8 protein-coding genes are annotated in these 17,013 nt (G+C 68.6%); 3 read left to right on the top strand and 5 right to left on the bottom strand.

The window, feature by feature from the left end; genetic code table 11:
• Positions 1 to 23 precede the first annotated feature (23 nt).
• A complete protein-coding gene (locus FEZ32_RS11950) occupies positions 24 to 2,564 on the top strand; it encodes a glycoside hydrolase family 65 protein (protein ID WP_138680942.1) in 2,541 nt (846 codons plus the stop codon).
• 161 nt (positions 2,565 to 2,725) lie between these two features.
• On the opposite strand, the gene FEZ32_RS11945 is transcribed toward FEZ32_RS11950, so the two are convergent.
• The 4 genes from FEZ32_RS11945 to FEZ32_RS11930 form a co-directional block, all read right to left on the bottom strand.
• Positions 2,726 to 4,843, bottom strand: coding sequence for a glucose PTS transporter subunit IIA (locus FEZ32_RS11945; RefSeq protein WP_138680677.1), 2,118 nt, complete (start codon positions 4,841 to 4,843; stop codon positions 2,726 to 2,728).
• A gap of 105 nt (positions 4,844 to 4,948) precedes the next feature.
• On the bottom strand, positions 4,949 to 6,889 hold the full coding sequence (glgB, locus tag FEZ32_RS11940; protein WP_138680676.1) for a 1,4-alpha-glucan branching protein GlgB: 1,941 nt from the start codon (positions 6,887 to 6,889) through the stop codon (positions 4,949 to 4,951).
• Between the two features lies 1 nt (position 6,890).
• The gene (locus FEZ32_RS11935; RefSeq protein WP_244937866.1) at positions 6,891 to 8,249 is read right to left on the bottom strand and encodes a maltokinase N-terminal cap-like domain-containing protein; all 1,359 of its coding nucleotides are present in this window, start codon (positions 8,247 to 8,249) and stop codon (positions 6,891 to 6,893) included.
• A complete protein-coding gene (locus tag FEZ32_RS11930) occupies positions 8,246 to 10,267 on the bottom strand; it encodes an alpha-1,4-glucan--maltose-1-phosphate maltosyltransferase (RefSeq protein ID WP_276338773.1) in 2,022 nt (673 codons plus the stop codon). The genes FEZ32_RS11935 and FEZ32_RS11930 overlap by 4 nt, the downstream gene beginning before the upstream one ends.
• Before the next feature lie 396 nt (positions 10,268 to 10,663).
• On the opposite strand from FEZ32_RS11930, the gene glgP reads away from it, so the two are divergent.
• Positions 10,664 to 13,216 (top strand): alpha-glucan family phosphorylase, encoded by a 2,553-nt coding sequence (glgP, locus tag FEZ32_RS11925; protein WP_138680675.1) that lies wholly within the window; start codon positions 10,664 to 10,666, stop codon positions 13,214 to 13,216.
• 162 nt (positions 13,217 to 13,378) lie between these two features.
• On the opposite strand, the gene glgX is transcribed toward glgP, so the two are convergent.
• On the bottom strand, positions 13,379 to 15,574 hold the full coding sequence (gene glgX, locus FEZ32_RS11920; protein ID WP_051238271.1) for a glycogen debranching protein GlgX: 2,196 nt from the start codon (positions 15,572 to 15,574) through the stop codon (positions 13,379 to 13,381).
• Between the two features lie 209 nt (positions 15,575 to 15,783).
• On the opposite strand from glgX, the gene FEZ32_RS11915 reads away from it, so the two are divergent.
• Positions 15,784 to 16,986 carry a cysteine desulfurase family protein gene (locus tag FEZ32_RS11915; protein WP_138680939.1) on the top strand — a complete coding sequence of 401 codons (1,203 nt, stop codon included), beginning with the start codon at positions 15,784 to 15,786 and terminating at the stop codon, positions 16,984 to 16,986.
• Positions 16,987 to 17,013 lie beyond the last annotated feature (27 nt).

Genomic DNA, 17,013 nt, shown 5'->3' with positions numbered 1-17,013 from the left:
AGCATCTGGCAGATCCGAGACGACTGAGGTTCCACGACGACCCGATCGACCGTTTCCGCTTCCCCGACGACCAGTGGGCCCTGGTGGAGACCCAGCCCAGCACCGAGGACCTCGGCAAGACCGAGACCCTCTTCTCGGTCGGCAACGGATACCTGGGCATGCGCGGCAACCCGTCCGAGGGACGTGACACCCACACGCACGGCACTTTCATCAACGGATTCCATGAGGTCTGGGACATCCACCACGCGGAGAACGCCTACGGCTTCGCCCGCACCGGCCAGACCATCGTCAACGTGCCCGACTCCAAGCTCATGAAGCTCTACGTCGACGACGAGCCCCTGCTGCTGTCGGCCAATGAGCTGCAGTCCTACAAGCGCTGGCTGGACTTCCGCGAGGGGGTGCTGCGCCGTGAACTGGTATGGCGGACACCCGCCGGCAAGCTGGTCCGGGTGGCGACCTCCCGGATGGTCTCCTTCACCCAGCGGCACCTCGCCCTGATGAGCATCGAGGTCACCATGCTCGAGGGCGACGCCCCGGTGGTGATCAGCTCCCAGATCCTCAACCGTCAGGACGGCCAGGACGAGTACCACGTCCCCGGCGCCTCCCTGGGGGAGGGCCTGGACAACGATCCGAGGAAGGCCCAGCGGCTCGGCGACCGGGTCCTGGAGCCCCAGCTGCACTGGCACTCCGACCGCAGGATGATCCTCGGCTTCCGCACCGCCCGCTCCCGGATGACCCTGGCGGTCGGCGCCGACCACTTCATCGACACCGAGAACGCCTACGACGAGATCATCGACACCACCTCCGAGATGGGCAAGAAGGTCTACCAGATCGAGGCGAAGCAGGGTCAGCCGATCCGGATCCAGAAGTCGGTCGCCTACCACACCTCCCGCGGGGTGCCGGTCACCGAACTCTTCGACCGGGTGCGACGCACCCTGGACCGGGTCCGGGACCGGGGCACCGAGTGCTACTACGACTCCCAGCGGGAGTGGTTGAAGGACTACTGGGACACCGCCGACGTGCGGATCAAGGGGGCGCCGACCAGCGTCCAGCAGGCCGTCCGCTGGAACCTCTTCCAGATCGCCCAGGCCGCCGCCCGGGCCGATCAGCGCGGCATCCCCGCCAAGGGGGTGACGGGCTCGGGGTACGAGGGCCACTACTTCTGGGACACCGAGGTCTACGTCATCCCGATGCTCACCTTCACCCATCCCCGGCTCGCCGAGAATGCGCTGCGGTTCAGGGTCAACACGCTGGCCCAGGCCCAGTCGCGGGCCGCCGAGCTGTCGGAGCAGGGGGCGCTGTTCCCGTGGCGGACGATCACCGGCGAGGAGGCCTCGGCCTACTACGCCGCCGGCACCGCCCAGTACCACATCAACGCCGACATCGCCCACGCCCTGATGACCTACGCGTGGGCCACCCGGGACAAGAACTTCCTCTTCCACGACGCCGCCCCGGTGATGATCGAGACCGCCCGGATGTGGGCCGATCTGGGATTCTGGCGGGTCAACGGGGGACGCCAGTTCCACATCCACGGGGTCACCGGGCCCGATGAGTACACCACGGTGGTGAACAACAACTTCTACACCAACGTGATGGCCCGGGCGAACCTCTTCGACGCCGCCGCGCTGATGCGCAGGATGGCCGAGGAGGACCCGCTGTGGTTCGAGCACCTGTGCGCCGAGCGTCATCTCAGCGTCGATGAGATCGGGGCCTGGGAGGAGTGCGCCGAGGGGATGGTGATCCCCTTCGACGAGACCTTCGGCATCCATCCCCAGGACGACCAGTTCCTGGAGCGGGAGTTGTGGGACCTGGCCAACACCCCCGCCTCCAAGCGGCCCCTGCTGCTCCACTACCACCCGCTGGTGATCTACCGCTTCCAGGTGCTCAAGCAGGCCGACGTGGTGCTGGCGATGTTCCTCCAGGGTCAGGACTTCACCCAGGCGGTCAAGCTCGCCGACTTCGAGTACTACGACCCGATCACCACCGGTGACTCCAGCCTGTCCTCCCTGGTCCAGTCGATCATCGCCGCGGAGGTGGGCCACCAGGAGATGGCCATGGAGTACTTCCGCGAGGGCCTGTACTGCGACCTGTCGGACTCCCACGGCAACTCCTCGGATGGCGTCCACGTCGCCTCCACGGGAGGGATCTGGGGGTGCCTGGTCAACGGCTTCGGCGGGATGCGCTACTACAAGGGCAGGCTGAGTTTCGATCCCCGGCTGCCCGCCGACTGGACCTCGATCCGCTACCACCTGGTGCTGTCGGGTAAGGTGCTGGAGGTCGAGCTGCAGCGCGACGAGATCATCTTCACCCTCACCTCGGGCCGCGAGCTGGACGTCACCGTGCGCGGTGAGCAGATCCATCTCGGCGACCAGCCGGTCCATGTGCCGCTGGCCGACCAGGGGCCGCTGCGTCCCAGTCTCAACGGGAGCTTCCCGGTGGCCGGCCTGCGCCGGGCCGACGGATCCCTGGTGACAGCCGAGGTGCCCGACGCCGTCCCGGAGGCGGTGCCCTCCCCGCGGTCCTCGACCCCGGCGATGAGCCTGGCCGATCCGCACGCCACCTGAGCCGTCCAGGACCGGAACGCCGTGATGGCCGCGACCCGGTGGTCGCGGCCATCACGGCGTTCAGTCAGTCCAGTTAGTGCTGTCAGTTCAGACAGTGCCGCCAGTCCCGACGGGGCCCTCGGGGTGCCGGGGGACCGTCGGCCCCCAGCACCCCGCAGCCCTCAGCTGGTGGTGACCGAGATCACCTCGGTGGAGGTGTCGACATGGTCGGCGGGGATCCCCGTCACCTTGGCGAAGGCGAACCCGTTGGTCACCAGCACCGGGGTGATGTTGGAGTACCCGGCGTCGGCGATGACCTTCTTGTCGAAGACCACCAGGGGCTGGCCGGCGGTGACGGTGTCACCGGCGCTGACCTTGACGTCGAATCCCTTGCCGCCCAGTTCGACGGTGTCGACGCCGACATGGATGAGCAGTTCGACGCCGTTGTCCAGCTTCAGCCCGAAGGCGTGGCCGGAGTCGGGGGCGGTCACCACGGTGCCGTCGGCCGGCGCGTAGACGGTGTCTCCCTCGGGTTCGATCGCGATGCCCTGGCCCACAACACCGGTGGAGAACACCGGATCGGGGATCTCGGTGATCGGCAGTGCCCGGCCCACCAGTGGAGAGGTGATCGCGAAGGTCCGTGACCCGGCCTCAGAAGCCGCACCGGAGGAGGCGGCCGCCTCGCCGGAGGCTGCCGGGGCACTCCCAGGTCCCGTCACGTCGGTGGACACCGGGGTGGCCGTGCTGCCGACCGCGGCGGTGGCTGGGGCACTCACCGGAGCCGTGCTGGCCGGGGCGCTGTCGGCGGCCGCGGCGGCATTCTTGGTGGCCAGTGCCTCGGCCTTCTGCTCGGCGGTCCGGTAGTCGCGGATGATCACCATCGCCATCGAGGCGAAGAAGGCCGCACCGATCGCGATGCAGTACAGCGGGATCTTGTTGAAGGCCGGGATGGTGAGCAGGGAGGTGAAGACGAAGGCGCTGGTGTGCAGCCCGCCGCCGATCCCGATGATCACTCCGCCCAGCAGGCAGCCGACCAGCATCGACGGGTAGACCCGCTTGTAGCGCAGATGGATGCCGTAGAGGGAGGGTTCGGAGATGCCGCCGACCAGGCCGGCGACCAGGGCTCCGGTGGCCGTCTGGCGCATCGTCGGATCCTTGTCCCTGACCGCCAGCACCAGGACACCGGCGGTGGCGCCGAAGCAGGCGAAGTTCCAGGCTCCCATCGGCCCCTGGATGTAGTCGTATCCCAGGGTCTGGATATTGAGCAGCATGATGGCGTTGATCGGCCAGTGCAGGCCCAGCGGCACCATGAAGGGGTAGACCAGCGGGATGACGATGGCGAAGATCAGCGCCGAGACGCTGTTGACCGCCGACAGTCCCTTGGCCAGGTAGGCGCCGGCGTAGACGCCGATCGGCCCGATGATGAAGGCCGTCAGCGGCAGCATGATCAGCATCGCCAGGAAGGGTACGAAGATCAGCTGGAGATTCTCCGGCACGAGCTTCTTCAGACCTCTCCACAGCGGCCCCAGGACTGCTGCCATCAACAGCGGCGGGAAGACCTGTGAGCCGTAGTCGAAGATCGTCAGCGGGGCTCCGAAGATGGTGACGATGTCGACCTGGGAACCGGCGATGGTGGCCTGGTGGGCGACGTCCTTGAGAGCCGAGAATCCCGGCAGCATGACGATCGCCATGATGGCGAAACCGACCCAGGGATCGGCGCCGACCTTCTTGGCGGCGTTGTAGGCGACCATCAGCGGCAGGAAGTAGAAGACCGTCTTCCAGGTGAGGTTCATGAACTGCCAGGAAGGAGACAGCGGGACCCGCGGGTCGGCCCAGTTGCCGATCACCCCCGTGGTCGCCATCAGCGACATGAAGGTGATGAACAGCGAGGCTCCCAGCAGCGGGCCGATCAGCGGGCGGAAGGAGTCGGAGAGGAACTCGAAGAAGCTGTCGAGCCAGCTGAACTTGCCGCGCGGGCCACCGGAACGGGCGGCTGCCTTGATCTCGGCATCGGACCTGCCTGCCGATCCGCCGGGTTGACCCTCGTGGGCCATCTCGGGCAGACCCATGATGTCGTTGAAGACGGTGGTGACGGCCCCTCCGATCACCACCTGATACCGGTCCCCGCTCTGGGGAACCGCCCCCATCACACCGGGGATCTGCTCGACGGTCGGGGTATTGACCACCGACCCGTCGACGAGCTGGAACCTCAGTCGTGTGGCGCAGTGGGTGAGACTGGCAATGTTGTCAGGCCCACCCACCGCCTTCACGATCTCGGAGGCTGGTGAGGACGAGGACATATCGTTGTCCTTCCTGAGACTGGAACTTCACGGTGTCCCGAACGGGACACCTGACAAGCATAGTCGTCGTCGCGCCGATGACCTCGTCCGGCTCCCCGAGGCCCGCTAGGCCTGCTGGCCGTCGTCCGGATCTCCGGCCTGTGGGGCCTCGTCGGTGCCCTGGTACTCCAGCCACACCGAGCCCATCGGCGGCACGACGAGGTGACCACTGGCAGGGAAGTCCCGGTACGGCTCGTCGGTGGCCACGATCTGGCCGAGGTTGCCGTATCGGCCGGTGCCGTCGTAGCTCGCCGAGTCGGTGTTGAGGATCTCCTTCCACACCCCGGGGTGGGGCAGTCCGGTGAGGTGGTGCTCCTGGGGATTGGGGGAGAAGTTCGTGAAGCAGGCGATCACCTGGCCATCGGCGTCACGACGCAGCCAGGAGAACATGTTCTCCCCGGCATCGTCGGCGTCCAGCCACTGGAACCCGGCCGGATCGGTGTCCAGCTGCCACATCGCCGAGTGGGCCCGGTAGATGTGGTTGAGATCACGGAACAGCCTCTTGAGCCCGCCGTGACCCCACAGGTCGGCGACGAACCACTCCAGGCTGGCCGACTCGTCGAACTCGTGGCGCTGGCCGAACTCCTGGCCCATGAAGATCAGCTGCTTGCCGGGGAAGGCCCACATGTAGGAGTAGAAGGCCCGCAGGGTGGCGAACTGCTGCCAGTCGTCGCCGTCGACCTTGCTGATCATCGAACCCTTGCCGTGCACGACCTCGTCATGACTGATCGGCAGCACGAAGTTCTCCGAGTACTGGTAGACCATCGCAAAGGTCATCTCGTTGTGGTGGTACTGCCGGTGGAACGGGTTGAGGGCCAGGTATCTCAACGAGTCGTTCATCCAGCCCATGTTCCACTTGAAACCGAAGCCGAGCCCGCCGGCGTCCACCGGCTTGGTGACCCCGGCGAAGCTGGTGGACTCCTCGGCGATCATCAGGATGCCGGGGTGACGCCGGTACAGATGGGCGTTGACATAGCGCAGGAAGTCGATGGCGTCCAGGTTCTCCCGGCCGCCGAACTTGTTGGGCACCCACTGACCCTCGGGGCGCGAGTAGTCCAGGTAGAGCATCGAGGCCACCGCATCGACCCGCAGCCCGTCGACATGGAACTCGCTGATCCAGTACAGCGCATTGGAGACCAGGAAGGACTTCACCTCGTTGCGGCCGTAGTTGAAGACGTAGGTGCCCCATTCCAGGTGCTCCCCCTGGCGGGGGTCGGCGTGCTCGTAGAGGGCGGTGCCGTCGAATCGGCCCAGCGCCCAGTCGTCCTTGGGGAAGTGGCCCGGCACCCAGTCCATGATGACGCCGATACCGGCCTGGTGGAGCTTGTCGATGAGGTAGCGCAGGTCGTCGGGGTTCCCGTAGCGGCTGGTGGGGGAGTAGTAGCCGGTCACCTGGTAACCCCAGGACGGCAGGAAGGGGTGCTCGGCCAGCGGCAGGATCTCGACATGGGTGTAGCCCTGCCACTGCAGGTAGGGGATCAGCTCGTCGGCCAGGTCCCGGTAGCCCAGCCCCTTGCGCCAGCCACCCAGGTGGATCTCGTAGATGCTCATCGGCTCCTGGTAGGCCTTGGACGCGGTGCGCCGGTCGATCCACTCGGTGTCATCCCAGGAGTAGTCCGACTCCCAGACGATGGTGGCGTTACCGGGGGCCTGCTCCGAGAAACGGGCCATCGGGTCGACCTTCTCGTGCCAGTTGCCCCACTGGTCGAGGATCCGGTACTTGTACCGGGCGCCGGGCCCGACTCCTTCGATGAAGGTGCCCCACACCCCCGAGCCCGGGATGATGTGCATGTCGTCGCCGGTCCACCAGTTGAAGTCGGCGATGACCTGGACCGCCTGGGCGTTGGGGGCCCAGACCGCGAACCGGACGCCGGTGATCGGTCCGCGCTCGTCATCGTCGACCGTGACGATGTGGGAGCCGAGCCGCTTCCAGGCTTCGGTGTCCCCGCCCGAGTGGAATCCCTCGAGGTCCCATCCGGTCAGTCCTCCAGCGAGGTCGTGCGCCATGTCATCGGTCCTTCCGTTCAGCGGTGTCCGGGAGCAACGCTGCCGCTCCGGAACACATCGCGGTGATTGCCCCCAACGGTATGCCGACCCAACCGGGTCTGTTGAGGGTTTCGTAGACCGTCTCGTAGACGGCCTTGTTCGCCTCGTAGGCGAGCAGCACCGCGTCGTCACGGTGCCCGTATCCGGCCAGGAAGGCGGTCCTGGCCCGTTCCAGCCACTCCCGGCGGCCCGCCTCGGCGGGTCCGGGAGCCTCGGATGAGGCGTAGGACAGCGATCGTGTCATGCCGGCGACGTCTCGCCACGGGGAGTCCAGTGAGCGGCGCTCGGCCGCGGGTCGGAGGGGCTCGCCCTCGAAGTCGATGATCCGCCAGCCGGCGGGGGTGCTCAGGGTCTGGCCCAGGTGGAAGTCGCCGTGCACCCGGTGGGTGGGCAGGGACCGGCCGCGGAGCCGGTCGAAGATCGCGGCGAGGCCGTCGCGGCTAGGGGCCAGCGCCGGCGCCAGGGCGACGGCGTCGTCCAGTTCCCGGGTCATCCGCCCGGCGATCCGCTCGCCGTCGAGGACCCCGGTCCCGAAGCTGTCGGCCATCGCGGCGTGGACGCTGCCCAGCGCCGCTCCCAGTTCGGTCATCTCGGTGCTGACGTCGCGGCCCTCGGCGGCGAGGGAGCAGATGAGCCGCCACCCGTCCTTCGCGTCGGGGAACCGCCCGGTGGCCATGGCCAGGTCGGTGGGGCCGTCCCGGAACCCGGGGATGTCGACGTCGGCGTGGACCGCGGCGTGGACCGTCGGCACCGCGTCGATCCCGACCCGGTTGAGCGCCGCGCAGGTGGTGATGTCGAGGTTCTCGCCGGGCTCCAGGCGCCGGAAGACCTTGATCATGACGGCCTGATCGCCGTCGCACTCGGCGACGACGGTGGTGTTGGACTGCTCTCCCGACAGCCGGTGGGCCGCGCGGACCGGGGAGGGAGCCGCGACCAGGTGCTCGACCAGCCAGCCGGCCCCGGGGGCCGACCCTTCCGTCGTGTCGTCGAGGAGGGCCCGTGCCCAGTCGGCCAGGGCCGCCGGATCCTCGGCGGCGTCGCACAGCCGGCCGCCGCCGGGGGCCGGGCAGATCCCGGGCGGGCCGTCCGGGCCGTGGCGCCTGCTGAGCAGCAGCTGGTAGACGTCCTGGCCGCCGTCGTCGTGACGCACCCGTGCCAGTCCGTGGTGCACCGGGCAGGGCGCATCCGGATCGACGGCGTCGAAGAGCCCGGCGGCGATCAGCCGGCCGCCCCGCCCCTTCCCGGCGAACCAGCGCGCCGTGCTGATGTGTTCCCACAGGCCCGGCAGCGAACCGTCGGGCAGCGGGGTCGTCCCCCTCACCGTCGCAGCCTCAGGATGCGGGCGGGCTGGGCGGGGTAGAGCTCGACCCAGTCCTCCCGGGCCCAGGTGGCGTCGGTGCCGGTGAGCTCGTCGTGGACCTCGAAGAGCTGGTCGTCGGCCAGCCCCAGGGCGGCCATGTCGAAGGTGACGTGGGCTCCGAGCCCCCAGTCGGGATCCAGCGAGACCACCACGATGACGACGTCGTCGCCGGCCCTCTTGGAGAACGCGAAGACCTTGTCGTGGTCGGTGCGGTGGATCGTGGCGTCGCGCAGCTGCTGGAGGGCGAGATGCTCCCGGCGGATCTGGTTGAGCCGGGTCACCAGCTCGATGATGTTGGGCTGGGAGGACCAGTCGCGGGGCCGGTACTGGTACTTCTCGGAGTCCAGGTACTCCTCGCGGCCCGGGACCGGGGCGTGCTCGCAGATCTCGAATCCCGAGTACATCCCCCAGGAGGGGCTCATGGTGGCCGCCAGGATGGCCCGGATGGCGAATCCGGCCGGGTTGCCGTCGTTGAGGGGGATGGGGTTGATGTCGGGGGTGTTGGTGAAGAAGTTCGGCCGGTAGTAGTGGCCTGTGTCGTGGGAGATCTCGTGGAGGTACTCCTCGAGCTCCCACTTCTCGGTGCGCCACACGAAGTAGGAGTAGCCCTGCTGGAACCCGACCTTCGCCAGGGCCTGCATCATCTCCGGCCGGGTGAAGGCCTCGGCCAGGAAGATCACCTCGGGGTGGTCGCGGTGCATCTGCTCCATCACCCAGGCCCAGAAGTTCAGCGGCTTGGTGTGGGGGTTGTCGACCCGGAAGATCGTGACCCCGTGGGCGATCCAGAACTCCAGGAGGCGGATCACCTCGTGGTAGATGCCCTCGGGGTCGTTGTCGAAATTGATCGGGTAGATGTCCTGATACTTCTTCGGCGGGTTCTCGGCGTAGGCGATGGTGCCGTCGACGCGGGTGGTGAACCATTCAGGATGGCTGTGCACCCAGGGATGGTCGGGGGAGGCCTGCAGGGCGAAGTCCAGGGCCACCTCCAGGCCCAGCTCACGGGCCCGTCCGACGAACCGGTCGAAGTCCTCCAGGGTGCCCAGATCCGGGTTGACGGCGTCGTGGCCGCCATCGGGAGAGCCGATCGCCCACGGCGACCCGGGATCGTCGGGGCCCGCGTCCAGAGTGTTGTTGGGGCCCTTGCGGAAGGCCCTCCCGACGGGATGGATCGGGGGGAGGTAGACGACGTCGAAGCCCATCGCGGCGGCGGCCTCGAGGCGCTCCCAGGAGGAGTCGAAGGTCCCCGAGACCCAGCCGGTTTCGGTCTGGTGGGCCCCCTGGGAGCGGGGGAAGAACTCGTACCAGGATCCGTAGAGGGCGCGCCGGCGCTCCACCTTGAGCGGTTCGGCGGGGGTGGCGGTGGCCAGCGGCCGGTCGGCGTAGACCCGCATGGCGGCGTCGACCGCGGGGTCCCGGACGACCGATGCGAGGATCTCGGCGGGGGACCGGGAGGGATCCAGGGCCTCGGCGGCCCGGCCGATCACCTCGACCTCGTCGGGGCGGGAGGCCGCGGCGGCGCGGTCGGCCGCCGAGTCCAGCAAGACATGTCCCTCGGCGCACACCAGGTCGACGTCGATCCCGGCCTCCAGCTTCGCCTCGGCATTGTGATGCCAGGTGCCCCAGGCGTCCGACCAGGCCTCGACGTGCATCGTCCAGTCGCCAGGGGCCCAGGCGTGCACCCGGGCCTCCCAGATGTCCAGCCCCATCGGTTCGACCTGCACCATGTCGGTGACGTGGCGCTTTCCGCGCGGGCTGACCAGCACCACGGAGGCGCCCACGGCGTCGTGCCCCTCCCGGAAGACATTCGCGGAGACGGTGAACTCCTCGTCGACGACCGCCTTGACGGGCAGCCGGCCGGCCTCCACGGTCGGTGAGACGTTGTGCACCGGGATCCGGCCGAAGCCCCGCAGCGGCAGCTGGCCGGGGACGTCCATGGCCTCGGGCGGGTAGGGCTCGCGCAGCCCCGTGGAGCGCCGCATCAGGTCGGCGATGTCGGCCGCGGAGGGAGCCTCGGGGTCGGGCCCCCCAGTACTGGTGAGATCCGTGCCGGCGACATCAGTGCCGGCGAGGTCGGGATCCGAGGGACCGGGATCGGCGATGCGACGGGGCGGACGCTTCTTGGCCATGACACCCTCCTGGACGGGTTCGTGCTCGTTCGGGCCGGCAGATGGATCCCGGGTCGTGCCCCCGGCGTCCTCGTCGGCGCCGGCACGTCTGATGAGCCTGGGAATCCTCTGCACGGGGGTCACGCTACCGGGTGCGGCCCCACATTGGGGGCCTGACGGGGATCGGTCCGGCCGGGACCGCCCCGGCCGGCCTTCCACGTGTCAGCCTCAGGCCCTCCGGGGCGGTTTGCGTCGGATAAGCTACCTGCCGTGCGTGCTATCAGACGATTCATCGTCCAACCTGTGCTGCCCGGACCGCTGAAGGCGCTGGGCGAGCTTGCGACAAATCTCCGCTGGAGCTGGAATCTGGACACCCGGGCTCTGTTTGCCGACATCGACCCGGTGCTGTGGGACGAGGTCGGTCACGACCCGTTCAGGCTGCTGGCCCGGGTGCCGAGCGACCGTCTCGACATCCTCGCCAACGACAAGCGCTTCGTGCGTCGCCTCGAGCTGACCGTTGCGGACCTGGACGAGTACATGACCGGCGACCTGTGGTTCCAGGAATGGTCCAGGGAGCATCCCGAGGCCCCGACGGCCATCGGCTACTTCTCCGCCGAGTTCGGCATCACCAAGGTGCTGCCGCAGTACTCCGGCGGCCTGGGGATCCTCGCTGGAGACCACCTCAAGGCGGCCTCCGACAACGGTGTGCCGATCATCGGGGTGGGGCTGTTCTACCGGCACGGGTACTTCCGCCAGTCCCTCAACGCGCAGGGATGGCAGCAGGAGCGCTACCCGGTGCTGGACGCCAACGAGATGCCGGTGACCCAGCTGCGCGACGGAGACGACCCGGTGCTCATCCCGGTCCAGATCTTCGGCAACGAGGTCAAGGCCCAGGTCTGGGTGGTCCAGGTCGGTCGCGTCCCTCTGCTGATGCTCGACACCGACATCGACGCCAACCCCGGCCCGATGCGCGAGATCACCGACCAGCTGTACGGCGGGGACGCCGAGCACCGGCTCGTCCAGGAGGTGCTGCTGGGAGTCGGCGGGATGCGGGCCCTGCGCGAGTACTGCCGGGTCAGCGGTCACGCCGTCCCGGAGGTCTACCACGCCAACGAGGGTCACGCCGGATTCCTCGGCCTGGAGCGGATCCGCGAGTACATGGAGACCGGTGACGACTTCGACACCGCTCTGGAGCGCACCCGCGCCGGCAACGTCTTCACCACCCACACCCCGGTTCCGGCCGGCATCGACCGGTTCCCGATCGACCGGGTCCGCGACCAGTTCAGCGGCTTCGGCCCGCTGCCGATCGACCGGGTGCTCGACCTGGGTCGGGAGACCTATCAGGGCGGAGACCCCGGCATCTACAACATGGCGGTGCTCGGATTCCGCGCCGGGCAGCGCGCCAACGGCGTCTCCGAACTGCACGGTGAGGTCTCCCGTGAGATGTTCCGAGGCCTGTGGCCGGGATTCGCCGCCGCCGAGGTGCCGATCGGATCCGTCACCAACGGCGTCCATCACCTCACCTGGATCCACCCGGAACTGCTCAACCTGATGCAGCCGGTGGTCGGCGACTCCGGACCGCAGATCCACGACGGCTGCGACTGGACCGCCCTGGACCGGGTCGGCGATCAGACCCTGTGGAGCGCCAAGCGGCACATGCGCACCGCGATGATCGAGATGGCCCGCAAGCGGCTGCACGCCAGCTGCCGGTCCCGGGGAATCTCCTCGGACTGGGTGGACGACGCCCTGGACCCCAATGTGCTGACCTTCGGGTTCGCCCGTCGCGGCGCCTCCTACAAGCGCCTCACCCTGATGCTGTCGGATCCCGAGCGACTCAAGAGGCTGCTCAACGACCCGGCCACCCCCATCCAGATCGTCATCGCCGGCAAGGCTCACCCGGCCGACAATGTCGGCAAGGGCCTCATCCAGCAGATGGTCCAGTTCGCCGACCAGGAGGATGTCCGCGGCAAGATCGTCTTCCTGCCCGACTACGACATCTCCCTGGCCCGTCCGCTCTACCCGGGCTGCGATGTCTGGATGAACAACCCGCTGCGTCCCCTGGAGGCCTGTGGCACCTCCGGCATGAAGGCCGCTCTCAACGGTGCGGCGAACCTGTCGGTGCGCGACGGATGGTGGGACGAGTGGTACGACCCGCGGTTCGGCTGGGAGATCCCCTCGGCCGAGGGGATCAGCAATCCCACCGCCCGTGACGCCCAGGAGGCCGAGTCCCTCTACGACATCATCGAGAACGAGATCGTCCCGAAGTTCTACAACCGCGACTCCCACGGGCTGCCGACCGCATGGCTGAAGATGATGCGCGACACCGTCCAGATCCTCGGGCCGAAGATCCTGGCCTCCCGGATGGTCAGCGACTACGTCGAGAAGCTGTACACCCCGGCCGCCGTGTCGTCGCGTCAGGTGGAGGGACAGGCCGCCGCCGATCTGGCCGCCTGGAAGCGCAAGGTGCGCGCCGCCTGGCCGAAGGTCCAGGTGCGCCGGGTGGAGTCCAGCCTCAGCGACCGGGTCGCGATGGGCGCCGAGGTGCCATTCGCCGCCTGGGTCGACCTGGACGGGCTGAATGCCGAGGACGTCGGGGTCCAGGTGGTCCTGGGTCAGGTGGACGCCGATGACTGGCTGCACGACCTGGAGATCGTCCCGATGACCCTGGACGGCACCAATGAGCGGGGAATCTCCCACTTCTCCGCCACCGTCAAGGCCAAGGATCCCGGTTCCTGGGGGTGGACGGTGCGCGCGGTTCCGAAGAACCCGCTGCTGGCCGGCGACGTGGAGATGGGTCTGGCCGCGGTCGCTCCGGGGGAGTGACTCGCTGTCTGAGCACCATCTGACAGCGCACCATCAAGAAAGAGGTCTGGTCGAGTTCGGGGCACTACAAGCACCCGAACTCGACCAGACCTCTTTTGTGTCTGGACGCGTCCTGCGTCCGGACGCGAGGGCCGACCCGCCATGGGCCGGACCTCCCGGCCCTTACTCGGCGGTGGCCGGGGAGATGGCGGCCCAGTCGGGACCCATCTGGGCCGAGGTGAGGTGATCGGCCTCATCGGCCTGCGTCGCGGGCTCCGGAACGGCGGTCAGATCGCCCTCCAGAATGATCACTGAGCGCGGCGGCAGGACCAGCGAGCTGGACGCGGCCAACGGACCCTCGGGCACCTCGTCGGGCTCGGCGGTGTGGGCCACCATGGTCCACGAGCCGCACCAGTGCGCCGAGGGCAGCACGACGTCGATCGGGTCGGCGCCGCGGTTGTACCAGACCAGCATCGCCTCGTGCTCGTCGGAGGTGTAGCGCCCCAGCACCGTGCGGCCCCCGTCGTGCCAGTCCTCGGCGGCCATCTCGCCGCCCTGGCCCGAGAGCCAGGTGAGCTCGACGCGGCCGGTCGGTTCGCCGTCGGCGTCCAGCACCTCCTCGCGCTGCCGGTAGGTCGTCGGCCGCAGGGTGGGGTGGTCGGCGCGCAGCTGCGACAGGGTGGTCATGAGATCGGTGAGATCGGTCCACGACTTCGCCTCCTCCCAGTCCACCCAGGAGATCGGGGAGTCCTGGCAGTAGGCGTTGTTGTTGCCCTGCTGGGTGCGGCCCAGCTCATCGCCGGCGACGATCATCGGGACACCGGCCGAGGTCATCAGGGTGGCCAGGAAGTTGCGGATCTGGCGATGCCTCAGGGCATTGACGGCAGGGTCCTCGGACTCGCCCTCCCAGCCGCAGTTCCACGACCGGTTGTCATTGGAGCCGTCGTGGTTGTCCTCGCGGTTGGCTTGGTTCTGCTTCATGTTGTAGGTGACCAGGTCGCGCAGCGTGAAGCCGTCATGGGCGTCCACGAAGTTGATCGAGGCGCCGGGGAAGCCGTAGAGATCGTCAGATCCCGACAGCCGGGTGGCCAGCTCGTGGACCCCCTCGGTGGCGCCGCGCCAGAAGTCGCGCACGTAGTTGCGGTACCGGTCGTTCCAACAGCTCCAGTCGTCTCCCCAGCGGCCCACCTGGTAGCCGTAGGGGCCGAGGTCCCAGGGCTCTGCGATGTGCTTGACCTGGCTGAGCACCGGGTCCTCGCGGATGAGCTTCTTGAAGGGGTGGTTCTGGTCGACGCCGTGGTCGGCGTCGCGGATCAGGGTGGTCGCCAGATCGTAGCGGAAGCCGTCGACCCCCATCTCGGTGACCCAGTAGCGCAGTGAGTCGGCGATCATCTCCAGGACGCCCGGATTGGCGGTGTTGACCGAGTTCCCGCAACCGGTGACGTCGTAGTCGTTGCGGTGGTCATTGGTGAGCCGGTAGTAGGTGTTGTGGTCGATGCCGCGGAAACACAGCGTCGGGCCCTCGTGGCCGCCCTCCCCGGTGTGGTTGTAGACGACGTCGAGGAGAACCTCGATGCCGGCGCGGTGGAACTGGGTCACCATCTCCTTGAACTCGCGGACCTGCTCGCCGGTGGTGCCGACCGAGCAGTAGGCGGCGTGCGGCGCGAAGAAGCCCAGGGAGTTGTAGCCCCAGTAGTTCTTCAGACCCTTGCCGACGATGAAGGGCTCGGAGACGAAGTGGTGAATGGGCAGCAGCTCGATGGTGTTGACGCCGATGCTGGTGAGGTGCTCGATGACCGCCGGGTAGGACAGTCCGGCGTAGCTGCCCCGCAGATGCTCGGGCACCAGCGGGTGCAGCCGGGTGTAGCCCTTGACGTGCGTCTCGTAGATGACGCACTCCTCGATCGGACGTCGACGGGCGATCGGCTCGGGGGCCGGGGTGGACCTCACGACCACCGACATCGGAACCGCCGAGGCGGAGTCGCGGGTGTCGGGGGTGTAGTTGGACTCCTCGGTGTGGTCCAGGATCGGCCCGGAGTAGTCGACCCCGGCGGTGATGGCCCGGGCGTAGGGATCCATCAGCAGTTTGGCCGGGTTGAACCGCATGCCGGCGCCGGGATCCCAGGGGCCGTGCACCCGGAAGCCGTAGAGCTGTCCCTCGGTGATGTGGTCGACGAAGACGACCCACACACCGTCGGAACCCATCTCCATGTGCACATTGCGCTGACTGCGGTCGGTGTTCACCAGGGCCAGTTCGACCTGGCTGGCGCGGGGAGCCCACAACCCGAACCGGCAACCGCCGTTCATCAGCTGGGCCCCCAGCACACTGGAATCAGTGGGAGAGGGCACGGGCAATGTCTCGGCAAGAGCTTGAACCATGAAATTGAGGACCTACCTGCTCGCGGATGCCGCCGGTGAGACGACAGGAAATCGTAGCCCGGCTCGCACTAGGGTTTCACTCAGATGGGGATATTCCCCGTCAAGCGGATTCATTCGCCATGTCGTACGCCGCACGCTAGGCGGCTGGTGACGAAGGTTCCGGGCCCCTCGGCCGAGGTGTCGGGCGGTACCCTGCCGCGGTGAGCGCAATGACCAGCACATCGGGACCCTCCGGCGGGCCGGGACGCAGCGGGGACCGGACCCACGAGGGGTGTCGGGACGGGGGGCGGACGGCTGCGCCGGCCTCCCGCAGCTACCTGGACCATGCCGCGACCAGCCCGTTGAGACCCGGCGCGCTGGCGGCGGTGGTCGCCACCGGAGCGGTCGCCAACCCGGCCGCGGTGCACACCGCGGGACGTCGCGCTCGAGCCATGCTGGACGATGCCAGGGAGCAGATCGCCTCCCTGCTGGGAGTTCGGCCCCTGGAGATCGTCCTCACCTCCGGGGGGACGGAGGCCGACACCCTGGCACTGCTGGGGGCCGGCGGTGCGGGAACGGTCGGGATCTCGGCGGTGGAGCACGCGGCGATCGCCGGTCTGACCGCCCCCGGGCTGATGGGCGAGCGGGCCCGGGTGCTCCCGGTCGACGCCGACGGCGTGGTCGATCCGTCGTCGATCGCGGCTCTGGACGCACCTGGACTGGTGAGTGTGATGACGGCCAACAACGAGACCGGCACCCTGGAGCCGGTCGCCGAGTGCGCCCGGCAGGCCCACCGGGCCGGCGCCCTGTTCCACACCGATGCCGTCCAGGCCCTGGGGCATCTGCCGGTCGAGCTCGCCGAGTGGGATGTCGACCTGGCCTCCTTCTCGGCCCACAAACTCGGGGGACCGGTCGGGATCGGGGCCCTGTGGGTCCGTCGCGGGGTCACGGTGGCACCGGTCGCCGCCGGTGGTCGTCAGGAGGCCGGGCTGCGGTCCGGCACTCAGATGGTCGCTCTGGCCAGGGGTTTCGCGGCGGCTCTTGACGAGGCCGTCGCCGAGATGGGCCGGCGCACCGAGCTGTGGGGCAAGCTGCGGTCCCGGCTGGTGGAGGCGGCTGGTGCGATCGAGGGGGTCCGGGTCGACGGCGGGGACCGGGTGAGTGCGGCGGTCTGCCATCTCAGCGTGGCCGGGGCCCGGGGGGAGAATCTGCAGCTGCTGCTGGATGCCCGGGGGATCGACTGCTCCACCGGGTCGGCCTGCCATGCCGGGGTGGCCGCTCCGAGCGAGGTGATGCTGGCGATGGGGCGCTCCCGCCAGCAGGCCTCCTCCTGCCTGCGGTTCTCCTTCGGGCCGGAGACCACGGTGGCCGAGATCGACAGGCTGGCCGCCCTGCTTCCCGAGGTCGTCACGCAGGCGCGTGCGGTGCGTTGAGTGCAGGCGCGCTGCGGCGGGGCGCGG

Source organism: Acidipropionibacterium jensenii (assembly GCF_005890135.1).
Taxonomy (GTDB): Bacteria; Actinomycetota; Actinomycetes; order Propionibacteriales; family Propionibacteriaceae; genus Acidipropionibacterium; species Acidipropionibacterium jensenii.
Note: the sequence above shows the minus strand (reverse complement) of the source record. Positions and strands in the feature narration are given on the sequence as shown.